21 protein-coding genes and 1 tRNA gene are annotated in these 25,918 nt (G+C 40.8%); 9 read left to right on the top strand and 13 right to left on the bottom strand.

Annotation, left to right across the window (positions count from 1 at the left end; genetic code table 11):
• Positions 1–455: 455 nt before the first annotated feature.
• Positions 456–3,341 (bottom strand): leucine--tRNA ligase, encoded by a 2,886-nt coding sequence (gene leuS, locus OD355_RS06830; RefSeq protein WP_263037710.1) that lies wholly within the window; start codon positions 3,339–3,341, stop codon positions 456–458.
• Between the two features lie 99 nt (positions 3,342–3,440).
• Here leuS and OD355_RS06825 point away from each other — a divergent pair, with 99 nt between their 5' ends.
• From OD355_RS06825 to OD355_RS06815, 3 genes are all read left to right on the top strand, one after another.
• Positions 3,441–4,316: a cell division protein FtsX gene (locus tag OD355_RS06825; RefSeq protein WP_263037709.1), complete on the top strand. Its 876-nt coding sequence runs from the start codon at positions 3,441–3,443 to the stop codon at positions 4,314–4,316.
• 23 nt (positions 4,317–4,339) lie between these two features.
• Positions 4,340–4,618, top strand: a complete 279-nt coding sequence (locus OD355_RS06820; RefSeq protein WP_263037708.1) for a DUF3098 domain-containing protein — start codon at positions 4,340–4,342, stop codon at positions 4,616–4,618.
• 273 nt (positions 4,619–4,891) lie between these two features.
• On the top strand, positions 4,892–5,311 hold the full coding sequence (locus tag OD355_RS06815) for a hypothetical protein (protein WP_263037707.1): 420 nt from the start codon (positions 4,892–4,894) through the stop codon (positions 5,309–5,311).
• A 250-nt stretch (positions 5,312–5,561) separates the two neighbouring features.
• Here the strand turns inward: OD355_RS06815 and OD355_RS06810 are convergent, their stop codons facing one another.
• The 5 genes from OD355_RS06810 to OD355_RS06790 all read right to left on the bottom strand — a co-directional run bounded on the left by OD355_RS06810 (position 5,562) and on the right by OD355_RS06790 (position 10,885).
• Positions 5,562–6,164: a peptidylprolyl isomerase gene (locus tag OD355_RS06810; protein WP_263037706.1), complete on the bottom strand. Its 603-nt coding sequence runs from the start codon at positions 6,162–6,164 to the stop codon at positions 5,562–5,564.
• A complete protein-coding gene (gene glgB / locus OD355_RS06805) occupies positions 6,139–8,115 on the bottom strand; it encodes a 1,4-alpha-glucan branching protein GlgB (protein ID WP_263037705.1) in 1,977 nt (658 codons plus the stop codon). Before glgB ends, OD355_RS06810 begins: the two co-directional genes overlap by 26 nt.
• Before the next feature lie 87 nt (positions 8,116–8,202).
• Positions 8,203–9,519, bottom strand: a complete 1,317-nt coding sequence (locus tag OD355_RS06800) for a DEAD/DEAH box helicase (RefSeq protein WP_263037704.1) — start codon at positions 9,517–9,519, stop codon at positions 8,203–8,205.
• Between the two features lie 98 nt (positions 9,520–9,617).
• Positions 9,618–10,124 carry a hypothetical protein gene (locus OD355_RS06795; protein WP_263037703.1) on the bottom strand — a complete coding sequence of 169 codons (507 nt, stop codon included), beginning with the start codon at positions 10,122–10,124 and terminating at the stop codon, positions 9,618–9,620.
• Between the two features lie 8 nt (positions 10,125–10,132).
• Entirely contained in the window at positions 10,133–10,885 is a 753-nt protein-coding gene (locus OD355_RS06790) for a menaquinone biosynthetic enzyme MqnA/MqnD family protein (protein WP_263037702.1), read from the bottom strand.
• Between the two features lie 83 nt (positions 10,886–10,968).
• On the opposite strand from OD355_RS06790, the gene purB reads away from it, so the two are divergent.
• The gene (gene purB / locus OD355_RS06785; protein WP_263037701.1) at positions 10,969–12,315 is read left to right on the top strand and encodes an adenylosuccinate lyase; all 1,347 of its coding nucleotides are present in this window, start codon (positions 10,969–10,971) and stop codon (positions 12,313–12,315) included.
• On the opposite strand, the gene lpxB is transcribed toward purB, so the two are convergent.
• From lpxB to OD355_RS06770, 3 genes are read right to left on the bottom strand one after another with little or no spacing between them, the layout of a single operon-like run.
• Positions 12,305–13,411, bottom strand: coding sequence for a lipid-A-disaccharide synthase (gene lpxB, locus OD355_RS06780; RefSeq protein ID WP_263037700.1), 1,107 nt, complete (start codon positions 13,409–13,411; stop codon positions 12,305–12,307). The genes purB and lpxB overlap by 11 nt on opposite strands.
• Positions 13,412–13,424: 13 nt before the next feature.
• Positions 13,425–14,258, bottom strand: a complete 834-nt coding sequence (locus tag OD355_RS06775; protein ID WP_263037699.1) for an SAM hydrolase/SAM-dependent halogenase family protein — start codon at positions 14,256–14,258, stop codon at positions 13,425–13,427.
• Between the two features lie 14 nt (positions 14,259–14,272).
• On the bottom strand, positions 14,273–15,082 hold the full coding sequence (locus tag OD355_RS06770; RefSeq protein ID WP_263037698.1) for an SDR family oxidoreductase: 810 nt from the start codon (positions 15,080–15,082) through the stop codon (positions 14,273–14,275).
• 239 nt (positions 15,083–15,321) lie between these two features.
• On the opposite strand from OD355_RS06770, the gene OD355_RS06765 reads away from it, so the two are divergent.
• Positions 15,322–15,394 (top strand) — tRNA-Lys (locus tag OD355_RS06765).
• A 297-nt stretch (positions 15,395–15,691) separates the two neighbouring features.
• A complete protein-coding gene (locus OD355_RS06760; RefSeq protein ID WP_263037697.1) occupies positions 15,692–15,982 on the top strand; it encodes a hypothetical protein in 291 nt (96 codons plus the stop codon).
• Between the two features lie 328 nt (positions 15,983–16,310).
• Here OD355_RS06760 and OD355_RS06755 read toward each other — a convergent pair whose 3' ends face one another.
• The 4 genes from OD355_RS06755 to OD355_RS06740 form a co-directional block, all read right to left on the bottom strand.
• A complete protein-coding gene (locus tag OD355_RS06755) occupies positions 16,311–17,537 on the bottom strand; it encodes a M24 family metallopeptidase (RefSeq protein WP_263037696.1) in 1,227 nt (408 codons plus the stop codon).
• A gap of 898 nt (positions 17,538–18,435) precedes the next feature.
• On the bottom strand, positions 18,436–19,065 hold the full coding sequence (locus OD355_RS06750; RefSeq protein ID WP_263037695.1) for an AAA family ATPase: 630 nt from the start codon (positions 19,063–19,065) through the stop codon (positions 18,436–18,438).
• Positions 19,066–19,947: 882 nt separating this feature from the next.
• Positions 19,948–22,005: a HelD family protein gene (locus OD355_RS06745; protein WP_263037694.1), complete on the bottom strand. Its 2,058-nt coding sequence runs from the start codon at positions 22,003–22,005 to the stop codon at positions 19,948–19,950.
• A 54-nt stretch (positions 22,006–22,059) separates the two neighbouring features.
• Positions 22,060–22,647: a TetR/AcrR family transcriptional regulator gene (locus tag OD355_RS06740; RefSeq protein ID WP_263037693.1), complete on the bottom strand. Its 588-nt coding sequence runs from the start codon at positions 22,645–22,647 to the stop codon at positions 22,060–22,062.
• A gap of 272 nt (positions 22,648–22,919) precedes the next feature.
• Here OD355_RS06740 and OD355_RS06735 point away from each other — a divergent pair, with 272 nt between their 5' ends.
• From OD355_RS06735 to OD355_RS06725, 3 genes are read left to right on the top strand one after another with little or no spacing between them, the layout of a single operon-like run.
• Positions 22,920–23,366: a GbsR/MarR family transcriptional regulator gene (locus OD355_RS06735; RefSeq protein WP_263037692.1), complete on the top strand. Its 447-nt coding sequence runs from the start codon at positions 22,920–22,922 to the stop codon at positions 23,364–23,366.
• A 50-nt stretch (positions 23,367–23,416) separates the two neighbouring features.
• On the top strand, positions 23,417–24,742 hold the full coding sequence (locus OD355_RS06730) for a TolC family protein (protein WP_263037691.1): 1,326 nt from the start codon (positions 23,417–23,419) through the stop codon (positions 24,740–24,742).
• Positions 24,732–25,823, top strand: coding sequence for an efflux RND transporter periplasmic adaptor subunit (locus OD355_RS06725; RefSeq protein WP_263037690.1), 1,092 nt, complete (start codon positions 24,732–24,734; stop codon positions 25,821–25,823). Before OD355_RS06730 ends, OD355_RS06725 begins: the two co-directional genes overlap by 11 nt.
• Positions 25,824–25,918 lie beyond the last annotated feature (95 nt).

Genomic DNA, 25,918 nt, shown 5'->3' with positions numbered 1-25,918 from the left:
AAACATTTTATTCTTTCAAAAGTAAAAGAAAAAATCATGAATTTTCATCACATTGTATCTTTTATTTATCCATAAATCTTTTGCATATTCTTCAGCAGGAATAGTTTCTTCTATTCTTTGTTGCCAAAAGTTGTAGTATTGAGGCAGATCAGTAAAGCGTTTATTCTTTTTTTAAAGCGTCCAGATAAAGCTTCACTTTACATTTAAAAGTATTGGTTTCATATTTACCGTATTCGCAAACACTATATCTCTTGGCGCCTTTGCTGCCACTTCACCGGCTTTTCGGTGGATATTGGGAAGCAGGGAGAAGCGTATCCATACGTTGCAGCCAATATGTGCCCTAATTTTACATCTGTTATGAGATTTAAATCACTATTACTCCCGTTTTAATCAAAACCATATAAAAAAAACAACGGCATAGTTCCGCCGCTGTTTAAAGAAGTAAAATAAAGATACTATATCACCACATTGATCATTTTACCTTTTACATAGATCAGTTTCTTCATAGGCTTGGCTTCCATCCACTTTTGAACGGTTTCATTTTGTAAAACAATTGCTTCAACTTCTTCCTGTGAAGCTTCAAGAGAAATGTCAATATTAGTACGCACCTTGCCATTGATACTTACCGGATAGTCTTTGGCAGTTTCGCGGATATATTTTTCTTCAAACACAGGATAGGCAGCATCTAAGACGTAAGTTTCATTTCCCAGCGTGTGCCATAGTTCTTCTGCAATATGTGGAGCATAAGGTGTGAGGAGGATCAGCACCTTTTCCAGGATAGCTTTTTTATGGCATTTAGCTTCAGTTAATTCATTTACACAAACCATAAAAGCTGATACTGCCGTATTGAAAGAATAACGTTCTGTATCTGTTTCTATTTTCCGTATGGTTTTATGCAATATTTTCAGGTCAATATCAGCGGGACTGTCATTTGTCCAGATAGCTTCTCCGCTGTCTTTGTAAAATAATCTCCATAGCTTTTTCAGGAAGCGGTGCACGCCTTCAATGCCTTTGGTATCCCAGGGCTTGCTTTGTTCTACCGGGCCTAAGAACATCTCGTACATGCGGAATGTATCTGCGCCAAAACGCTCAACCAGGTCATCGGGGTTTACGGTGTTGAATTTAGATTTAGACATTTTCTCTACTTCCACACCGCAGATGTACTTACCATTTTCCAGGATAAATTCTGCGTTGGCATACTCCCCGTTTTTCCATTGCTTAAATGCTTCTATGTCCAGCTCCACACCATCCACCATGTTCACATCCACATGTATCTTATCGGTTTCATAGGCATCTTTCAGGTTTTCAGAAACAAACTTTTCAGTACCCCTGATCCTGTATACAAAACGGCTGGAACCTTGTATCATGCCCTGGTTAAGCAGTTTTTTGAAAGGCTCGTCGAAGCTTAGCCTGCCGATGTCGTACAAGAACTTAGTCCACATGCGGGAGTATAACAAATGACCTACGGCATGCTCTGTACCACCGATATAAAGATCAACCTGGTTCCAGTAATCTGTAGCCTGCTTTGATGCAAATTCTGCTTCGTTGTGCGGGTCCATGTACCTCAGGAAATACCAGGAAGAGCCGGCATAGCCGGGCATGGTGTTGGTCTCCAGTATCATCCTGTCTGATCCGCCGCCGCAAACCTGGTTGTATTGCAGTTTCCAGTCGTCCATATTTGCCAGCGGGCCTTCGCCTGAAGGGCCGGGCTCGTAGCTGTCTACCACAGGCAATTCCAGCGGAAGGTCTTTCTCATCTAAAGGGTACGCAATGCCGTCGCGCCAGAGAATAGGGAAGGGCTCGCCCCAGTAGCGCTGGCGGCTGAAAGCTGCATCGCGCATACGGTAGTTGGTTTTCCTTTTGCCGATGCCCATTTTTTCCAGTTTATCAATCACTATGTCTATGGCATCGCGCATAGCCATGCCAGTAATAAAACCGCTGTTTTGCAGTATAGCGTCTTTGCCGGGGTTGGCATTTTCCCCATCATAGGCATCGCCGATAATGTTGGTAATGGGAATATTAAAATGCCTGGCAAACCTGTGGTCGCGCTCGTCGCCGCAAGGCACAGCCATGATGGCTCCCGTGCCATAGCCGGCTAAAACATATTCAGAAATATAGATAGGGATTTGCTTGGTTGCATCAAAAGGATGTTGTGCATAAGCACCGGTAAAGCAGCCCGTGATGCGCTTTTCAGCCATACGCTCACGCTCGCTGCGGCTTTTAACGTAGGTGACGTATTTTTCTACCTCTTCTTTTTGCTGAGGTGTTGTAATGTTTTGCACTAATTCATGCTCAGGAGCAATTACCATAAAATCTACGCCGAAAATGGTGTCCGGTCGGGTAGTGTAAACACGGAGGAACTCACTCCCTTGCAAAGGACTATTGGAAAGGATGGTTGCCCCTATTGCGCCTCCTTCTACCTTTTCAACTGAGTCGCTATGATGTTGTTTGAAACTATCCTTTCCGGCAATGCGGAAATCAATCTCCGCGCCCGAGCTTTTGCCAATCCAGTTGGTTTGCATTTCTTTCATGGCATCGCTGAAGTCCACTGTTTCCAGTCCTTTCAGCAGCCTGTCTGCATATTCGGTAATGCGCAGGTACCACTGGCGCAACTTTCGCTTTTCCACAGGATGGCCGCCTCTTTCAGAAACACCATTCACCACTTCATCATTTGCCAGCACGGTGCCCAATGCTTCGCACCAGTTTACTTCGCCATAGCCGCAATAAGACAGGCGGTAATGCATTAGTATATCTGCTTTTTCTTTTTCAGCATAATTCTGCCACTGTTCGGCGGTAAAGCTTACAGCGCTGTCGCCGGGGCATTCATGGTTTTTATTACCCTCAGTGCGGAAAATATTTTCCAATACACTGATTGGTTGTGCCTTATCTTCCAGCCTGTTGTACCAGTTATTGAACAGTTGCAGGAAAATCCATTGCGTCCACTTGTAATAGCCGGGTTCGCTGGTATTTACTTTTCTTGACCAGTCATAACAAAAACCTATATTGTTCAGTTGCTTTTCGAATGTAGTAATGTTGTTGGCTGTACTCACTGCAGGGTGCACGCCATGCTCAATGGCATATTGTTCTGCCGGCAGCCCGAATGCATCGTAACCCATCGGGTGCAATACATTGTAGCCTTTCAGTCTTTTATAGCGGGCAAAAATATCGCTGGCAATATATCCTAACGGGTGGCCCACATGCAGCCCGGCGCCGCTGGGGTAAGGAAACATGTCCAGCACATAATACTTGGGTTTATCGCTGTTGTTATCAACTTTATAAGCTTGTGTGTCAATCCATTTTTGTTGCCACTTCTTTTCTATCTCACGAAAATTATATTCCATTTTATTGTACAAACTTTAAATATATGGTATTAAAAATTTTATGAGCAAATGTACGTCATTGGGATGTAAACATTAAATTTGCCCTGATTAAGTAGTATTATGGAAGAAAAAATAAAAACTAGGACCAAGAGCCGGCGGATGAATGCTTTGTTCAGCATTGTAGGCATTTCGCTGGTATTGCTGATACTGGGAATAATGGGCCTGCTGTTTCTGAACCTGAAACAAATGGGCAATAAGATGAAAGAAGATATTCGTGTAAGCGCCTACCTTCAGACTGAAAATAAAGACTCCATTAACCTGATCATGAATTATATCAAGGCGCAGCCATACGCTAAAGATGTAGTATATATAGACAAAGCCAGGGCAAAGGAAATATGGAACAGGGATAATAATGAAGAATGGGACCAGATACTTGATTACAACCCGCTTCCTGAAAGTATTGATTTCAGTGCAAAAGAGCGCTATGTAAATAAAGACAGCCTGCAAATGATCAGCAGTGGCATTAAAGAAAGGTTCAGTACACAGATCACCGACCTGGTGTACCCGCAGGTGCTGGTTTCTTCCGTGAATGAAAAGGCTACGCAGCTCGGGCTTATATTCCTGGTGATCGCTATTGTGCTTATTGTGATTGTTGTGGTAAGTATTGACAATACCATCAGGCTTACCATGTACAGCAACCGTTTCCTGATAAAAACCATGCAGATGGTAGGCGCTACGCGCAGCTTTATTACACGCCCTATGGTTACGCGAGCCATTCTCAACGGACTCATCAGCGCAGTGATCGCGTGCGTGGGTCTATTCCTGATAACGCAGTGGGCATACAGGCAGCTGCCGCAATTAAAAATGATTGAAGACAGAAACCTTACCATTGCGTTATATGCAGCCATCATCATTTTGGGGGTGATGATCTCTTGGATCAGCACCAGCAGGAGCGTGGTAAAATACCTGAAGTCGAGAATTGAAAATTTATATTAAATTTGCTGTTTAAAATCATACGTATGTCAACAACAAGAAAACCCGTTACCGAAGCCAAAGTTAAAGCAAACCGTTCGCTGTTACAGCCTCTTTTCGGAAGGCAGAATATACGGATCATGATAGCTGGGCTTGTGGTGATTGCCATTGGCATGTTGCTGATGTCCGGCGGCAAGAACCCCGATCCTAATGTGTTTAACAACGAACTGGTATATGGTTTCAGGAGAATTACCCTGGCGCCGATTGTGATACTGCTGGGTTTTGCCATAGAGATCGTAGGCATTTTCTGGAGAGAAAAAAGATAAGATTTCCCTACATAATATTATTCTTAACCGCATTGATGATGCGGTTTTTTTTGTGGAAAAATTTTTGTTCCATCATTATGCTAATCTTAATCTTTTATTGTTGTTCATAGCACCGCTTTTATCTGCATGCAATAATGAAAGCGACAGCTATCAACGCCGGCATGACATATAAATATTGAATCAATTGATTATTTAATTAACCTATTTATTATTATCCAAATAATTTGTTTTTTATAATATCAATTTCTAATTTTATATAAAATGAAATAAGTTATGAAACTAACTTCTTTTGCTTTGGCACTGCTTTTTTTCACCGCAATAGCAGGCTGTGATAATAAAGAAATTGATAAATCGGGCTTTTATTTCGAGCTAAAGAAAAATGGGTCTTGGGTAAATTATTCACGTGGGCTAGTTGCTACAGAGGCTTATTACCCCAGCACTTCTTCAAGAAGTGGTGGATTCTTTTGTTTTAATAGAGACAGCACTGAAGAATTTAGCATACAGATTGATGCTACTCAAATTAGGTATGGTTCCGACAGCTTAGCAATTAAACCTTACACGAAGTTTGATGTGCGAGGCATGTATTACGCAAAAAATGGAGTCTGGATTATATCATGTGGCGCTGGCGAAACGAAAGGCCGTGCCTGTAGCATTGATGAAATGAAATTACTGAGGAAACTTCAACGACTTTAACAGGATATTTTAAAGGAAATCTTATTCCTGAAGATAATAGTTTTACAATCACTGAAGGTCGTTTCCGCCTACCCAGGAAGTTTTTTAATTAGCTATCATGAAATAGCTTCTTCTGGTAATATTAAAGGCATTATTGAGCTTAAAGTATGGCAAAAATCTTATTGTCAGACGCGTTAAATTTTACCGCTGATGTGGGTGGGCACTAACTTTTAATGATTTTTTATAAATTATAGGCGCAAGATCTGAAAACCTAATCTCTCCTAATCTTATAAATCGGTATAGGCCTTTGAAAGCGTTGCCCGTTGGCGGGTTGATTGTAAATTTTATTTACCACGTTCATGCCTTTGATCACTTTGCCGAACGCTGCATACCCTTGTTTGTCGGGGTTCGCATCGCCGCCATAATCATAGGCAGGATCGTCATCAACGAGGATGAAAAATTCAGAGGTGGCTGTGCCGGTGTCTTGCCTGGCCATAGAAATGGCGCCGCGCTTATGCAGTATGCCGGTAATATTTGTGCCTTCATGCGGAATGCCGGGCAGTGATTGAGCTTTAGCGGAATTGCTTTCCCAGATTCCTCCCTGTATCAGTTCAGATTTGGAAGCATCGGAAGGCTGGTTTTCTTTATTCAGTACACGGTAGAAGCTGCTGTTATCAAATATGCCTTCATCTACATAGCTCAGGAATGCAGCACAGGTCTGCGGCGCTTTTTCAGGATACAATTCCACATACACAGCGCCTAATGAAGTTTTAATCTCAATAACCGGGTTGCCGGAATTGCTGCCACCGCAGGCAAGTAAAAAAGTAATAACTACGAAGAATGAAATTTTATAAATCCACAGTTGCTTTTTCATTTGTTTGTTTTAATACGATTGCACCCAATGGCGGCAGGTGCACTTTTATTTTACAGATATTATTTTCTCTATCTATTATTTCAGAATGAATGTCTACATTATACACATCACCAGCCCCCCAGTATTCTTTACTGTCGCTGTTGAATATTTCCTTCCATTTGTGCGTAGCATAGGTCTCAACAACCCAGTCCCAGCGCGGTACAGGCGTCATGTTTAAGATCACCAGCAGGTCATCTTCTGCCTTTAATCCTTTTCTTTTAAATACCAGTACAGATTCTGCCCGATGGTTAAGGTCTACCCATTCAAAACCTTGTTTTGAAAACTGTTTTGCATATAGCCCCGGCTCCTTTCTTAATAAACTGTTCAGATCCTGCACGCACTTTTTCATGCCTACATGGCTCGGCCAGAACAACAGGTCCCATTGCAGTTCTGATTTATAATCCCATTCCTGTGTGGCGCCAAACTCATTGCCCATAAACAATAGTTTTGCGCCGGGATGGGTATACATATAACTGTACAGCAGGCGCAGGTTAGCGAAACGTTGCCATTCATCGCCGGCCATCTTATACAGCATCGGGCTTTTGCCGTGCACCACTTCATCATGGCTCAGTGGCAATAGAAAATTCTCATCATAATAATACATCATGCTAAACGTAAAATCGTTTTGCATGTATTGCCTGAAGTAGGGGTCTTTTTTAAAATAATTAATGGTATCGTGCATCCATCCCATCATCCATTTCATGCCAAAGCCCAGGCCTCCGATGTCGGTAGGGGCGGTGGTCATCGGCCAGTCGGTGGATTCTTCCGCTATCATCTGCACATCCGGGAAATCGCGGTAGATAGTGCGGTTCAGGTCTTTGATGAAGGCGATGGCTTCTATGTTGCCGTTGCCGCCGTAGGCATTCGGCTCCCATTCGCCATCTTTGCGGCTGTAATCGAGCTTGAGTATGGAGCTTACAGCGTCTACCCGGAGTCCGTCTACATGAAACACATCAAACCAGAAGCGCGCACTGCTGATCAAAAAAGATTTCACTTCATTGCGCGAATAGTTGAATACATAGGAGTTCCAGTCGGGGTGAAAGCCTTTGCGCATATCGGCATACTCATACGTATGTTCACCATCGAACATATAAAGCCCATGCGCATCGTAGGGAAAGTGGGAAGGCACCCAATCCAGGATCACGCCTATTTTTTCTTTGTGAAAAGCATCTATTAAACGCATAAAGCCCTGCGGGTCTCCGAAGCGGCTGGTAGGTGCAAAAAAACCTGTACCCTGGTACCCCCAGCTGCCATCATACGGATGCTCCATCACAGGCATAAACTCCACATGTGTAAAGCCCATCTCTTTCACATAGGGTACAAGCAGTTGAGTGATCTTCTCATAGGTGTGGTAAGATTCTTCATTGTATTTGTCTGGCCTTGCCCAGCTGGCCAGGTGCACTTCGTAAATAGAGATGGGCGCGTCCAGGCTGTTGTGGCTGGCGCGGTTTTTCATCCACAACTTATCTTTCCATTTATATTGCAGGTCCCAGGTAACAGAAGCTGTCAGCGGCCTCCTTTCCCAATAGTTGGCAAACGGATCACCTTTATCTTTATTCAGGTCATTAGCGCCGATGATGTAATATTTATACACCTCACCGGTATTGAGGTAGGGTATAAAACCTTCCCAGATGCCCGAGCCGTCATGCCTTACATTCAGCGGGTGGGAGTCATTGTCCCAATCATTAAAATTGCCTTTTACACTGACGAATTTTGCGTTAGGCGCCCATACAGCGAAGTAGGTGCCGTAGGTGTTGAGCACTTTGATATATTTATTCCCCAAAACTTTATATAAACTATAATGCGTTCCATGCTGGAAGTTACGGATATCTTCTTCTGTAAACAGGGAATAGTTCCACACATTCTTTGAAGTATCTACAAAGAATAGCTCTTCGTAATTTTTAGGAGACATCTGTTGATAGTTTAGTACCCAATAAATTTAACTATTAAATACCTACCACCCAAATAATAATTGTAAGAAAAAATCAATATTGATCTGCTATTTGGCTATGCTGATCTTAGCTTTTTTATTTTTTATACGCTCATCTTTCAATAAATGAAATACGGATTTCGTTTTTGCTCTTCTTATGGCAAAAAAAGAATGAAAATCTTTCACCTCTATCAGTCCCACATCTTCTTTTTTCAGGTTGGCTTTTTGCAACAGAAAGCCCACAATATCTATCTTATTTACCTTGTCTTTCTTTCCCAGCGGCATAAAAAGCGTTACCCAGTCTGGCTTTGGGGGCAGTTTGCATTCTTCAGGCAACTGCAATTCGGTTATGGCCGTTTCAATGTATGCAGGTATATTTTCATCGGGCCCTTTCATGAGCACTACACTGCCGCTGGCATCCATGCGGGCCGTTCTGCCGTTGCGGTGTGTAAACACTTCTTCCGTTGCAGGCAAGTGATAATGCACAATGTAGCGGATATTGGCAATGTCAAGCCCCCGGGAAGCTATGTCTGTAGTTACCAGGAAATTCACGCTTCCGTTCCTGAATTTGGCGAGTGCACTATCGCGGTCGGTTTGTTCCATGGCGCCGTGATAGTATACATTTAGTATACCTCTTTCTTTTAAATGATCGCTTACCCTTTTTACCGCATCCCTGTGGTTGCAAAAAATAATGGCTGCACGGTTGCCGATAAGGCATAGCAGGCGGTAAAGCGTATCTATTTTATCTTTATCATCGGTATGCACATAGTGCAGCAGCAGTTTGTTTTCCTCTTTTTCAGCGCTGAGGAAATTGATGATTGCGGGATGCTTTAGCCTGATAAACTCCGGTATATCAGCCGATTCTGTAGCGGAGACAAGCATACGTTTCTGCACATTTTTGAGTGATTCTGCAATGAATTTTACTTCTTCTGTAAAGCCGGATTCAAGCGTTTTATCAAATTCATCCAGCAACAGCATACTGATGCCGTTCACTTCTATGTTTCCACGCCTGATATGATCGCCCAGCCTTCCCGGCGTACCTACAATCACCGCCGGGGCTTCGAGCAGGTTATTCTCTTCTATCTCTCTTTTGTGCCCGCCGTAACAGCAGGTGATTTTATAGCCGGTCTGCATTTGCCTGAAAACAGTTTCTATTTGTTGTGCCAGCTCCCTGGATGGCGCTACGATCATGGCCTGCGTGCCTGCAATGTCTTGTAAACTTTGTACAATGGGTAAAAGATAGGCAAGTGTTTTGCCGGAGCCTGTATCTGACAATAGCATAATATCATCGTGCCTGGAATATGCTTCCAGCGTTGCCTGCTGCATTTCGTTCAAGCCCTTTATTTTCAATGGTTGCAGGTAACTGCTGATATCTTTTCTGTTCATAGTATTCTGAGTGTAAATGATGCTGTTCATGCCTTTGATTCCGGGATCAGGCAATATAAATATAGTTATTTGTGATTAAATAACATGCAGTGCGGCAATTACTCTGAAAAAAGGTAGCTGTACTTTCTCAGGATCGGCAAGCCCATTAAAACATGCAACGATTGTAATACGCCATAAATAATAAAAACAACAGACATGCCTTTGATAGCCTGCGCCAGGACAGCAGTGCCTGGCATCTGGGCAAGCTGGTCTGAAGGAATGGATGCTTGCAGCATTGCGATGCTTTTAGCAATAGTTTCGGGGTCGGAGAGCGCTGTAATACCGCTCAGCAATAATTGTAAAGCAAAGAAAAGGGTGATGAAGCCGTTGATGCGTATCCATGCTTTGTCTGCTTCTTTTGCCGGTTGTTCCTTCCTGACATTGTACAGGAAAAATTTAGACGACTTAAAAGTATAAATAACCACACAAAACAGCAGGAACGCGATGATAATCATTTGCGGTGCGCTTAATGTCATCAGCAACGCAAAAAAAGCAAAAAACAGTATCAGGAATGAGCAGGGTATGAGTATATAAGTTAAGATGGTATATATTTTCGCGCGTTGCATAAATAGTATTATAGTTCTTGCATTAAAGTAATAAAAAGTTGCATGGCTTTCAGCTTGTCTCCGGTGATCTCATAGCTGATATCTTCCATGAAATATTTTTTCAGATCGTAGAGCGGGTAAGGGTTTTCAGCGATGACGGCATCAATATTTTCCAGGCCGGTTTTATTAGCTTCGTTAAAAAGCTTTGTAAAGTCTTCGGGCAATTTTTTATTGGCGATCCATGCAGCCATCATAAAGGGCAGCTTGGTAAACTTTGTCCATTCTTCAGCAAGGTCATAAATATAAGGCTGGCAGTTTGCAGATGCTTTTTGTTCAAACACCCTGTCGCCAATGATTACACCTGCTGTAGTACCGCTGATTTGCTGGATATAACCAGCAGTTGCATTTTCAAAAACCACCTCCTTTTTCCAGTGGTTTTTAAATAATACCCGGCAAAGGTTCACGGAAGAAAAACTCTGGTAATCAAGTAATACTTTTTCAATTTTATCCACGGGTACATCGCTGAATAAAGATACGGTTTCCACCTTGCCCACAGAGCCAATGCAATAGTCTGAAACTATCTGCCAATGGGGTATAAGGGGAATAAAAGCCACAGGTATCAGCCCCACATCGGCTTCGCCGCTGACCAGCATTTCGCCGATTTTCTTAGGGTAATCTTCTGTCAATATTATCTGAGATAAAAGTTCAGGCGATCTCTTAATTCCGTAAAGCAATGGCTTGGAATTCAAATAACTTACAGCTGCTACTCTTATCTTATCCAAAATAAATTAAATTTGCTCGAAAATAAACAATAATCAGCAATTAAAAGGATAAGTATTTTTCAATTGCATCATAATTTTTCTTTATGGAATTAAATACGTTGACCGCTATTTCACCCATTGACGGAAGGTACAGGAAACAGGTATCACAGTTGGATCTATATTTTTCAGAGTTTGCATTGATCAGGTACAGGGTGCAGGTAGAAGTTGCGTATTTCCTCTTCCTGGCAGATAAGAAGTTCTTCAACGTGAACAATAGCGTACGTTCCGGCTTAAATACAATTGTTGAAGAGTTTTCTCCCGAATATGCACAACGTGTTAAAGATATAGAAGCTGTTACCAACCACGATGTAAAGGCCGTAGAATATTTTCTGAAAGAAGAGCTGGATAAATTAAATGCAGGTGAAATAAAAGAATGGATACACTTTGGCCTTACTTCACAGGACATCAACAACACAGCCGTGCCGCTGAGCTGGAAAGATTGTATGGAGCTGGAATATTTGCCGGCAATCATTAACCTGCAGAATGCTTTGCATGAGAAAGCAAAAGAATGGAAAGGCATATCTATGCTTGCCAAAACCCACGGCCAGCCTGCATCTCCCACTATCCTCGGAAAAGAGTTCATGGTGTTTGTAGAGCGTATCGCTAACCAGGTAAATTTATTGTCGGTTATACCGAATGCGGCTAAGTTTGGCGGCGCTACCGGCAACTTTAACGCGCATGTAGTTGCTTTTCCGGCAAAAGACTGGGTGAAAATGGGCAATGAATTCGTGGAAGAACATTTAGGTCTGCAGCGCATGCAGTTTACCACACAGATTGAACATTACGATAATTTTGCTGCTTATTTTGACGCCATCAAACGTGTAAATAATATACTGATTGACCTCTGCAGGGATGTGTGGACTTACATTTCCATGGAATATTTTAAACAAAAAACAAAGCAGGGCGAGGTGGGTTCATCTGCTATGCCGCATAAAGTAAACCCGATAGATTTTGAGAATGCAGAGGGCAACCTGGGCATCGCAAACGCTCTGTTGGAGCATCTTTCAGCCAAACTGCCCATCAGCAGGCTACAGCGTGATCTTACCGATTCAACGGTGTTGAGAAATATCGGCGTGCCCGTAGCGCATACACTTATTGCAATACGTTCCATTGAAAAAGGACTTGGAAAATTGTTGCTGAACGAAGCAGCGATCCATGCTGACCTCGAGAACAACTGGGCCGTGGTAGCAGAAGCCGTGCAGACTGTTTTGCGCCGTGAGAAATATCCCAATCCTTACGAAGCTTTAAAGGATCTTACCAGGGGCAAGGCTGCCATCACCAAAAAAGATATCCACAGATTTATCGGCAAGCTTAAGATCCCGGATGAATTGAAAAATGAATTAAAATCAATCACGCCACAAAATTATACCGGTACCACGGCTAAGTATTAATGCACGCCCATACCTGTTTTGCTGCGTTTTCAGAAGCGTTACCGCCTGCTGAAAGCAAGTGTTTCAGTGCTTTGTAGTCGTTTTGAATCCGGGATTTGTACGCGTCATTGTGCAATAGGTTGTCCAGTTCGGCAATCAGGTTTCCAGGCTTCAGTTCCTTTTGTATCAGCTCCTTTATCACAGGCTTGTCCATGATAAGATTTACCAGAGAGATGTATTTTATTTTTATCAGTCTTTTTGCAATTGCATAGCTGATGCTGTTTCCTTTGTAGCATACCACTTGCGGTACCTCGAACAAAGCAGTTTCTAAAGTAGCCGTACCGCTTGTAACCAGCGCTGCATCACTGGTTGCCAATAATTCATAGGTATCTCTTGTGGTGGAAACATTGGTGTACTGTTCAAGGAAGCCTTTATAAAATGCATCATCCTGACCCGGCGCTTTGGATACTACAAAGCTGTAATGCGGGAAGGCTTTGGTCACTTCCAGCATGATGGGGAGCTTTACGGATATCTCCTGCGACCTGCTGCCCGGCAACAATGCTATCACGTGCTTTCCCGGACTTTCCAATGATCTTTTCTCTGCTGCAAAATCGTCTATTACCTTCACCAGCGGATGCCCGACATAGCTTACCGGCCAGCGCCACTTTTCTGCAAAATATTCTTTCTCAAAAGGTAGTATCACCAGCATTTTATCTATATCGCGCTTCATGGCTTTTGCACGGTTTTCCTTCCAGGCCCATACCTGCGGTGCAATGTAGTAAACCACTTTAATCCCCTGTTTCTTTGCCCATCTGGCAATACGCAGGTTAAATCCCGGGTAGTCTATCAGTACCAGTACGTCCGGTTTAAAAGCCAGTATATCTTTTTTGCAAAAAGCAATATTTGAAAGGATGGTCTTTAAATTCAGTATCACTTCTACAAAACCCATGAAAGCCAGATCCCTGTAATGCTTTACAAGCGTGGCTCCCGCATCCTGCATCTTGTTGCCTCCCCAGGCGCGTATGTGGGCCTGTGTATCTAATTTCCTGAGTTCTTTGATCAGGTTGCTGCCATGAAGATCACCGCTTGCTTCTCCTGAAATAATGTAGTAACGCATGGTTTGTTTTTAATTATAGTGGCGGTGTTTCCACAGGTTCTTCTTCAAAAAATATCCTTACTGTTTCATAAAGCTTATTGTGCCGTGCCTGTGCTACTGATATGTCGCGCAGGCCAAACAGATGAGCGATCTGTCCATTGGATATAGCTAATTCAAGGTTGCCGGCAGAGTTGAACCAGGCCAGCGCACTGCCGGTCTGAACATCGGCATAGTTAGGAGATATCTTTTTTACAATATCATTCCTTGAAAACAATATCTGGAATCTCCGCCCTTTGCCATACTCCTCAAATTCCTTGCGGGTGATGTTTACAACAGCATTGCCGTATTTATCAATGAATATGATCTGGCCTTCAATCCAGTTAGGCCCTATTGCAGGGCGCATGGGGTATATTTCTTCAATTTCCTCTACGGGTTTCCCTATTTGCCTGATGTACTTTCCTTTGCTCAGCTCATTGGCTATGCTTGCAGCCGTACTCGTTATGGCAATAGTGGTGCGCTCCTGTGCGTTGAGATTTACTTTTACTATGTTTTCAATACTTTGATTAAAAATCATGGTAAGGATGCCGTTGTCCGGCGCAATGATGTATTGTTGTTTATATTCTGTCAGCAGCAGGTGAGGAGTATTGTTTTTAAAGAGGTCTATCAATACAATGTGTATGGTGTTTTCGGGGTAATATTTAAAAGCATTGCGGCAAACGTACGATGTATGTGCGTAGTTGCCCGATGAAAGTTCATGCGAAATATCTGTTATGATCAGCTCTTTGTTTAGCGACAGCAATTGCCCTTTCATTGCACCTGCAACAAAATCATTTTCTTTAAAGTCCGTTGATAATGTAACGATTGGCATATGCAAAGCCGGTACTATTTAATTAATTCTCCCGAATCGTTGTAATAATATTTTCTCATCAGCTTATCTGCCCATACGGGAAATAATTTATTTACTAAGACTGCTTCTTTGCCTTCGCGTGTAAGCACGATGGTGCGCTTCTTTTGGCGGATGGCTTTTACAATATGCTGAGCTGTCTGCTGTGCAGTCATTAATTTGCCTTCATCCAAAAGCGATTCTGCTTCAGGTTCCGCTTTGCTGTTCAATGCCACATTGCGAATATTGGATGCAGTAAAACCGGGACATACCCACATTACATGCACGCCTTCATCCATCAGCTCCACACGTATACTTTCCAGCCAGCCATTAAGTGCATGCTTGGATGCTGAATAGCCGCTGCGCCCGGGCAGGCCGCGATAGCCTGCAATGGAAGAAATGCCTACGATAATCCCTTTCTGTTGTATCAGGTAGGGCAGGGCATATTTGGTACAGTAAACAGCTCCCCAGAAGTTGGTATCCATGAGCTTTTTGAGTGTTTCCAGTTCCGAATCTACAAACTCTGAGCGCATGGAGATACCTGCGTTGTTTATTAAAATGTCAATTGTGCCGAAGTTCTTGATCACTTTGTTGATGAACTGTGCGCAATCCGATTCAGAACTCACGTCTGCGGTATACACATTCAGCGGCTTGCCTGTATTTTGGGTTTGTAATTTATATAGTTTGTCGAAATTTCTGCTGCAAGTGGCTACTTTGGCGCCGGCAGAAAGAAAATACTCCACCAGGGCTTTGCCGATCCCGTTGGAACCGCCGGTAATCACAATTACTTTATTCTTAAAATCTATCATGGTTATAATTAAAGCAAATTTAAGCAATCCTTGCTGATTTTTATACGTAATGCGCAGATTGTATTTAAATCTGTTTGTTTATAAGCATCTCAGTGATATGGCAGAAAGCAATACGGTATTCCGCAAAACCGATTTATGAAGAACGCCTTATAAAAAAATGGAAAAATTATTTGGTAATAAAAAGAAAAATTCTATTTTTGCAATCCCAAAACGGAACAGTAGTTCCTGAAAGTGTGGAAGATTCCGTAGCTCAGTTGGTAGAGCAATACACTTTTAATGTATGGGTCTTGGGTTCGAGTCCCAACGGGATCACTTCTTGGGACAAGTCTAGAAATGACTTGTCCCATTTTTTTTGGCTTTAATTCCCTATCTATCAGGAAATAACCTTGATGATTTCCGTTCAATTCTTTTTGTTCGATGTTGGCAGCCGTCGAATACGATATTTTCAGGGAACATCGAACCAACTATCTTCCTTTTAAGTTCCGTTGAAAAAGAAGCAGGAATTTTGTATCATTAGATAATCTTTATATATTTAACTTGGCCGTCAGAGCAAACACATGAAATAACCATAGGCTATTGCATGTAAATACACATAAATAAAAATATACAATGAGACATTTAACCTTAGGGATTCACTATCCCAAAAAAGAGCATATCCAGGATATTTTAGATGTTGCTGAAAAAGTTAATACTGTAGCAAAAACCTGCGAGGGATATGTTGAAGCAGGCTCTTGGCTTGATGAAGAAAATAACAGGATTATTATGCTTTCTTTATGGGAAAATGCGGAGCTTGCCATGGAAGCTGCCAAGAAACTACGCCCGATAATCTCAGAAGCTCCTTTATCTGATTGGGAAAGAAAACCAAGTGACAATATGCTAAAGTTACAAAAGTTGGTTTAAACAGCATGCCTTATACTTATCTTGCAAATTAAAAATTAATTTGTGTGTGTGGTTACAAAATGTTTATACATTTATTGTTGGCATTTATTTTAGCAGGCTCAGAACTTTTTTTTCCAGTTAATTTTATGGGGCCTGTACAGTGAAGCTTAACCTGAGCATACATCTGTTTAAGGACCATGAAATACGAAATCCCCACTGGTGCTTGGATAGTGCATAAATTATAAATGAATAAGCCCGCAATGGCACAAAAGTTTTCAAAGTGAGGCATATGATTTAGCCGGCAAATGTAGATCTTGCTTATTTATTCTTAGCATTGTATAATATATACTTAGTGCTTACTTTCTATAACATCGAAGGGATCATCGATACTTTTCATCGGAGTAGTTATCCATTTTGGCCCATCTGCAGTCATATAGAAATGGTCTTCGTGTCTAATACCAAACTTCCCAGGAATGCAGATCATAGGTTCATTGCTTACTACCATTCCTTCGCGTAAAACCGTTGGATTTCCACGCACTAAATAGGGAAATTCATGTATATCCAATCCCGTACCATGTCCTACACGGTGTGGCAAACCGGGAAGTTCGTAATTCTTGCTAAACCCTGCTTGGTACAAAACTTTTCGGGCGGCATCATCTACAGATCCACAGGTTGCGCCAAGTTGGGCTGCATTGAAAACGGCCATTTGAGCAGCTTTTTCTATATTCCATATTTTTCTGTGCTCTTCGGATGGCGTTCCAAACACATAAGTCCGAGTAATATCTGAGCAATAACCTTCTAACCGGCATCCGGTATCAATCAGAACTATATCATTATCTTTTAACTTTTGTGGATTGATAACCCCATGAGGATATTGTGAATCATCACCAAATAGCACAATACAAAAATAAGCCCCTGATGAAATGCCTGCCTTTATATGTGCTTGATGTATAAAATCAATAACCTCCTTAGCTTCTATACCAGCATACAGAATGCGTGCTGCCGCCTTTTGAACAACTAACGTTATTTCATGTGCCTTCTGAATTATATCAATTTCATTTTTAGATTTTTGTACACGACAGCCAGATGTTATTCCTTGCGCATTATTAAAATTTAAGTGCGGATTTGCCTCAATAAGCCCATCAAGTAAAGAATAGGGAACTGATTCGTCTATAGCTATATTAGCGTCTTGGATGTTCTTAATATCTAAAATATTTCCAAATAATTCATAGGGATTTTCGTGTTCTTCCCAACAATTGATTTTCCCAAATACTTGCATGAATTTTCTAAAGGTACCTTCTTCAAATTTTGGTAGAATGTATTCGATGCTTTTATCATCGAAAAGCAAAGCGCCTACCATTCGCTCTGATGGGTTCCATTTTGTACCTGTAAAATAATATAGGTTAGTCCCGGCATTTAAGTATACAGCCTTACAGTTTTTCTCTTTCATTAAAACTGTTGCTTTTTCGATGCGAAGGTTAAATTCAGCAATGGAAATGGGTTGAACAGATCCGGTCATGTGCTGAATTTTGTCTAGTTCAATACTCGCGGTAGAACCGCCAATTCCAAATGTCATGATTGTATAATTTTAATTATTAAATGTTCGGGTGTTTTTGCATAAACTGAAACAATATTTTGGACGTTTAAATGTCTTTGCTATCATAAAACATGAAATAGCCATAAGCAAAGTTGCACATCAACCGTTGATGAATAAAGGCTATTCCATGTGACAAACAGAAAAAATTAAATATTAACACATGAAATAGCCATTAGCAAAGTTGCATACCAACTTCGAATGACTAAGGCTATTCCATGTAACCATTAAAAACAGCCGCAAATAGCAAATTCAATCGTAAAAGCCATCATACAACTTCAGTTCAATCCTGTTATTTGAAATTTAATTATTATAAAAGTTAATTGCAGGACTGTTTGTATTTTGTGTTTCCAATTCCAATATCCGGGTATTAAGTAGTAGCATTCTTAGGTAGCTTAATTTTTCTATCTGCGTGTTTCAGATTGTTATGTTTTTATCATTTATTAAAGTTTTTGTTTTTTTGTATATGCAAAGTAACAAGAATAATCAAGCTTTACATTCATGTTCCTAAATAATTGAATGTATTTCTCACTTACCCGCAGTCTCCAGGTACTGAAAAAAATTTGTTGCCTTTTGCATAAAAAATACCCCATTTAAGCTAATACCAATAATTCGAGATAAGCCTTTCATTTTGCATACTCCAATCTTTTATTTTGTTTATCAGTTTAGCATTGATGCCATGTTCGCTGCAATGTTTATCTACAATAATATCCGTCACGTAAACTGAATTCAATTGTTTAAAGCAATCATAAGGTGGAGATTCTTGGTGCAATTACAAGTCCGACACTATCTAATATAGATAGGAGCTATTTCTAAATGCCAAAAATCACCAACTGAACATATAATCGACTGAAGGTTGTGTAAGGAAGCACATACAGCTCTAAAAATCCTGACTTATTCTGTCAAGAACGAACTCCTTTCTTTGTGAAACAGGAATTTTTGGTATTTCAATAACATTATAACCATATTGTAAATAAGTTTCTTTCAATTTATAAAAACTGAATAATGCCTCTTCCCACGACTGTTTTCGCTCATCATCCGTTTGATAGATTTCTTTCCAAGGAGGCAGAATAAAGACATTTTTGTTGTAGTTACATGTATTGACTTCATACTGCACTTCATCAGATACAGGAGTATTTTCCATATTCATATAACATATAGTATCCAGGATACCACGGTCAAAGAATATAATCTCTGTGCCATTGTCTCTTTTTGTTTTATTAAACGTGTTTATAGAAGCTTTAAGCATTAATTGAGCATAAAGGGCTTTATTTCTCCAGGGCACGCCGTCACCGCCAATAGCCAATTGCTCTCTAATGATTTTTCGGGCTTCTTCTTCCCTCGTCACGAATCCTGTATTTGCCAGTTCGTTTATAAGCGTCGTTTTACCCGCACCGGGTCCACCGCTGATTATATAGAAATTGTTTTTAGTCATATTTTTGTATTTAATAGTTGTAAAGGACAATTGCCACCACCAAAGCCATTTGATGTCCATTAGTTTTATAGACATATGGCCGGTATTTATAAGAATTTTTTTATGCAGCGAGAAGAGGATTTGTCATGATTGTCCAAAAAATCATGGCTTGCTTGCCGTAAGTATTCTTTGGTACTGATGCACTTTTGTTGATTCCTGGTTCGGTCTTTGCCAAAAGTGGTAGACTGCTGAAAATTATTGGTAAGATACTAAATATTTTGGTGCAGAAGCAATAGCCTTAAGTGTCTTTAAAGTTGTTAATTTTGCAGGGTGTTAGGCATAAACTTCAGTGAGGTCGGGATTTCGTAAATGCCGGAGATATCAAAGGCGCCAAAGATGATTAAACCGCAATATACACAAATACAGCCTTCAGCATAACTTCAGTCAAAAGGTGCAAAATGAGCAGTATAATAAGTGCTTAAAAAAACTATTTACACAAGCACTATTTCGCAAACGTTCCTCTTGGTCACGTTGCGAATAGATGTTATCGGTCTCTTCGTCCATAATTGCCCCTACATAAGTTCTGCTATTTTTATACTATAAAAATTAGGTGTGGCACAATGTAAGCTATAAAGAAAAATTACATTGACGCGCTCTTCGCGATGTTCCGCAGCATGATAAAGACCAACTGGCTACACACTGGCTATTATGAAATGTGGATGAGCTATCCGGAGATTGTAAATCTCCATACGGCTTCGCGATTGCAAATCGCGAAGAGCGGATTACCAATTTGCTACACCTCTATTTAATAAAAGAATGCAACACGTTTTAATAGAGGCACATGCTTTCAAAAATAAATTTCTTTTTTTTACTGTATTGCAAATCCATCTTATCTGTAAGTTAGACATGCGCTGAGCTGACATATCGAATCGCGAGTTTCAATCAACGAATTATTTACCACAAATGTGTAATTGTTAATTACTCTTCAACGATGCTGTTTATAAAATTACATGGTTGACCGATATGGGTTAATATAAGCTCCTGCATTGCTCGTGTGCAGGCTATATACAACATACTTCTATCTATATCATTCTTGTAATTGGTATCATTGACGAATGGTACAATTACCACATCAAATTCAAGCCCTTTAGCCAGTTGCGCGGTCGTCACAACAATACCATCAGAAAATCTTGTGGTTTGTGCAGAAAAATATTGGGCTTTGACCTGTACATTCTCAAGCATGATTTTTATATCCTCCATTTCGTCTTCCGTTTTACATATGATGGCTAAAGAATGCAATACTTTATTTTTCAAAAATTTAAAAATCAAGGAGATGATACGATCTGTTTCAGATGCTTTGTCTTTTTCCTTATAAACAACAGGAGATGTTCCGTGTCTTTCAATTGGTATAATGTCTTCGTTGAAAGCGATGCGTTGCGTGAAATTGATAATTTCAAAAGTGGAGCGGTAACTTTTGTTCAATGTCATTAATTGTGCTTGGGGAAAAGATCTTTGAAGGCTATCCAAATTTATTTTACTCTGCGGATTTAGTGATTGGTTAATATCTCCAAGTAGCGTTATTTTACCGTTGAACAATTTTTTGATTACGGCAAATTGAACCGGGCTATAATCCTGCATTTCATCAACTATCAGATGTTTTACATGTCTGTATGTATTATAGCCGTCAAGGTTCATCTTCAGGTATGCCATGCCAAAGGCATCCAGATATTCTATATTCTTATTATTGCCGGGCTTGAATAAATCTTTTCTGCCAAGCCAAACAAAAAAATCTTTATAAAGTATTTTTATGTTTTTGCTTCCGGACATATTATTAATGGCTTTTTTGAGTTCCGTTTTATCTTTGGATGAGACTTCGTACCGGTGTTTGAAAAGCAGGTGTTGCGCCAAACGGTTTTCCATTTCTTTAATGCGCTTCAATAACGATAACCGGAATAGCGATTGATATTCTTTATCAACAATCTCTTTCGGGATAACAAACCTTCCTATTTTGATGTCTGCAGCCAAAAAGTAATTCGTATTTAGATAGGAAATGTATTCGTTCATTTTTCTGACGAAAGCTTCCGATGATTTGAAACTTACTCTTTCCGAAAAAGATGAGTTCGCTGCGTTTAATAACAATGAAACCTGCTCAAAGAGACTTTGTACAGCATATTGATGTTCCAAAAAATCATTAATTAATTCCATTATCGTTTTCTCCGGAATGTTTTCTTCTCCAAGTTCCGGAAGTACATTTGATATATAATCCGAAAAAACTTTATTAGGCGAAAGTATCAGAATATTAGATGATGATAGTGTATCCCTAAACCTGTACAGCATAAAAGCTACACGGTGCAGCGCTATCGATGTTTTTCCTGAACCTGCTACACCTTGTATGATGAGTATATTGGAATTTTCGTTCCTGATGATGGCATTTTGGTCTTTCTGAATGGTTGCGATAATGCTTTTCATTTTTTCATCAGCTTTTAAGCTAAGTTCTTTCTGCAACAGTTCATCATAAATATGTGCCGAAGTATCCAACATAAATTCCATTTCCCCATTTCTGATTTTATACTGGCGTTTTAGATGAATGCTTCCCGCTACTACACCCGATGGCGCTTCATAAAAGGCAGCACCTTTTTCAAAATCGTAAAACATACTGCTGATAGGGGCACGCCAATCGAATACCAGATTTTCCTTATTTTCTTCATCAATAAAATTGCAGATACCTATATAAACGGTCATTTCATTTTCTTTGGCATTAGGCTTGAAATCTATCCTTCCAAAGTATGGGCTTTGATATAGCCGGTTTAATTGTTTTAACAATACAACTGAAGCCTCACCGCTGTTTGCAGTGTATGCAAGCGATTGATGTAATATTGCTTTTTCATCTTTATTTTCCCGCAGATATTCTTTGTGTTCTGCCATATCATCCACGCTTTTTTGTACACGCTGCCGGATACTTCTTATTTTTTCGCATATAACCGATTTTACCTGCTGTAAATAGTTCTGTTCTTCCTTTTCTGTTTTTATTTTCATTTGAATACTTAATTTATATAAACGAGCGATCGATCATTTATTGATTAAAAAAATTTAAGGCTTCAGTCCTTGTAAAACTTGCTTTAGTGCAAATTCAAGCGTAGCTTCTGTGAGCTGAAATCTACGTGCTTTGGTTGTATTAGTCATTCCAAAGTTAATCAGCTGGTACAATGGTGCAAATGCCAAAGCCCAATATACTTCGAAAGGCATTTTCGCTAATTGTCCGTCTTTAACGGCTTTAGCTATAAACGCACCTAACAGCTTGCCATACTTTTTATTCAGTTTCTCGGTAACAAAGTTATAAATTTCTGTATACCTTACCTTTTCAACAAAAGCCACTTGTTCCGGATATAATTTGTAAAAATGATAACGGTTTTGCCATTGTAACCTAATGCCCTCGGAGAATTCCATGTCCGGCATTAGACCTTTCAGGCTTGATGACAAAATATTGCTACCAATGTCATTGCATAAGGTAGTGAGAATAGCTTCTTTATTCTTGAAATAAACATAGATTGTGCCAACGGACAGATTAGCTTCTTTCGCAAGTTTATTGATCCCGAAGCCCTCAAGCCCGTGTTTCACAATCATCTCAACGGCTTTCTTTTTAATAAGCTCTGCTTTGCTTTCATCTCTTTGCCTCATGTTGCAAATATAAAAAAACAATCGCTCATTTATATGTGTTATGCTTATTTTTTAAACTTGCTTTACCCAATGCAGTAATCCGGCTCACTTTTGATAGGTATCATTTAATTTTTCTATAGCTCGCATAGCGCCTGCTTTACTGGAATTGGCTTCAATTCCCTGTGCTACGTTATCGTTGCCTTGTTGATCGGGAAAAGACAATAATTGTGTATTTTATAAAAAAAACATTTTTTGGTTCTTTTTATAAAGAACTAAGTATATTTGCAACAGCAATGGAAAAGTACAGGCAATCCATAGAAAACACAGCGCTTGTCTGGGAGCAGATGGGTTTATCACCCGTATCTTCCAGGGTGCTGGCTTATATTATGTATGCCCCGCATTATTCGGCTACCTTTGAAGATCTCACAGATTACTTTAATGTAAGTAAAAGCGCTATCTCTAATGCCATCAAATACCTCACGCTTGTTCAGATGGTAGGTTCACGAACGAAAGGCGGACAACGTAAACGATATTTTGGAATGGAATTGACGCATTTATTTGAAAGCAGTGATATAGTGAAAAAATACAAACTCCTGAACACAATGACGCTTCAGGTATTAAAAGAACGCAAAGAGAACGACGAGCTGAAAACAGAACTAAAAAACCTCACGATATTTTTTGATATGCTGATCAAAGAATTCCCTTTGCTGGTGAAAAAATGGAAAGAAGAGATTCAATAACCTGTCAATTTTTTTTGTCGAATTTGTTCTTAAAATAAAGAACTAACAGAATGAAAAGAATATTTAAATGTATAGCAGTATTGCTGCTGTTAACTGCCAAATGGTTAAGTGTTGCCTCCCAGCCATTACCGCTTGACAGCTGCATCCGTTATACCCTGGAGCATAATAAAGCGCTGCTGGCCAGAACAAAGAACCGCACGATCGAAAGTTATAAACGTAAAACCACACAGCTGGCATTGTACCCGGATGTACAGTTCACATCCGGCGTGGATTATTACTGGAAAATACCTGTACAAATGTTTCCGGCAGAGATCATTGGAGGGCAGGCGGGCTCTTTTATTCCAATCAGGCTTGGACTGCCTTATACCGGAAATTATGGTATAACAGCCGACGCGAACCTGGTAGATGTTGAAAAATGGCAACGTGTTAAACTTGCACTGCTGCAGGAAAAGTTAGCCAATGCCAGTGTGCAAAGCTATGCCCGTGAATTGATCAAAAACGTAAAACTGTCGTATTACCAGGTGCTGCTTTTGCAAAGATCAGTGGCGCTGTCAGACAGCCTGTATCGCAATTATGTGCAGATCAACACGCTTATTCAACAAAAGTATGATGAAGGTATTGCCGATAAGATAACTGTAAACCAATCTGCCAATATTTTATCGGAGCGTCTTGACCGGTTAATAAAAGCAAAAACCCAATTGGAGGTAGCTTTCCTGAACTTAAAAGTATGGATGGGGTATCCATTTGATAAAGCGCTTTCCATCAGCGAAGAAAACACGCATATACCTGGTTACGCCCACTTTGAAGAAAACAGGCTGCCTGCGTTGGAGGTAGAGCAATTAAAGGTTGAAAATGCTTACCGGTTGATGAAAGCAGCCAGTAACAGCTGGTATCCGCGATTAAAACTACAGGCGGGTTATACAAAAACCGGCTATAGCGAACAGTTGGGGTTTGCACCGGGGTTTGACTGGTTCCCCAGCGGATACCTTGGCTTGAAACTACAGTTTCCACTCTCAGCTTTTTATCGTATGGGAGCGCAGGTGCAGGAGCATAAAGCTGCCTGGGAGCAATCTAAGATCCATTACCAGCTATACGTAGAACAGGCACAAAAGGATTTTTACGAACAGAAAGCGCTTGCAGCGCAATACGAGGCTATCCTGCATAATAATGAAAAAGCAATTGAAAGAGCCAGGGAAAGCGAGCGGCTTACGCTGCAAAAACTACAGGATAATATTATTGACATGACACAGATTAAACAGGCAAGCGATGACCTGTACCGCTTACAGGAATTATACAACAACAACCGGCTCAATTATATTTCAGCAGCCATCCAAATGGAATACCTGCAACATAAAAATTCAAGCAATGAACAGTAAATATGTGATCATAATGCTTTCAGTCCTAGTTTTCTCCTGCCAACAAAGAAATGAAGGCTATACGGTAAAAGAACAACTCATCAATGAGGGTGTATATGCTTCCGGGCAAGTAGAGCCGGGAGAGTTTTACGAAGTAAAAGCTGTTGAACAAGACAGGATCTTACACATGTATGTGCAGCAGGGCGAGCAGGTACACAAAGGACAATTGCTGGCTGTTCTGGGCACTCCTTCCGATGAAGCAGAACTGGCATCCATCAATAAAGCCATTGCCCTCGCAAAGCAGAACACCGGAAGCCAGTCGGCGCAGCTAAAAGGAATGGCGGTACGGATAAATGCAGCTAAAGAAAAATACGATGCCGATGCCACCAACGCAGAGCGGTACGCACGGCTGGCAAAAACCGGTGCAGTATCCCGGAAAGACGCCGAACAATACCGGTTATCGGCAGAAGGTTCCCTTTACGAATATCAAAACCTGCAGCAACAATACAAGGCTTTAAAAAACGAATTAGAAACTTCATTGCTGGGATCGGAGCAGCAAAAAAGCCGTGTGCTGCAAAGCCTGCAGCGCAAGCGGCTGCTAAGTCCCGCCAACGGCTTTGTCCTGAACCGCAATTTTAAGGAAGGAGAAATGCTGCAGGGTGGCGACGTATTGTACTCTATCGGCAATAACAGCCATTATATACTGAGGTTGTGGGTAGATGAACGTGATATCAGTAAAATAACACCCGGCCAGGATGTGGTATTTGAAACGGATGCCAGCCAGGGACAGCAGTTCCATGCTGAAGTGGTTTCTGTGAATCCTGTCATTCAAAACCAGACCAGGAGTTTTGAAGTCAAAGCAAAGGTTACCGAAGCAGGTACATTTTACCCGAAATCTTCCGTAGAAGCCAATATTGTTATACGCGCGCAAATCAGCGGGCTGGCTGTTCCTGCCGGATACCTGGTAGGTAAAGACAGTGTGAATCTACGCAAAAACGGCAAAACAATAAAGACCAGGATCCTAAGAGGCGTGCAGAATGATGACTGGATCGAAATAAAAGGCGGGCTGAAAGCCGGCGATATCATTGAAAAAGAAAAGTGATTATGCAATAGCCATAAGCATGCTGCATACAAACCGCAATGATTATTGACTTATTCCATAGCACAATTAAAAAACAGCCCGCAAAGCGGGCAATA

The sequence above is a fragment of the Haoranjiania flava genome, from assembly GCF_025631005.1.
Taxonomy (GTDB): Bacteria; Bacteroidota; Bacteroidia; order Chitinophagales; family Chitinophagaceae; genus Haoranjiania; species Haoranjiania flava.
The sequence above is the reverse complement of the archived record's forward strand: the minus strand, read 5'-3'. Positions and strand labels throughout refer to the sequence as shown.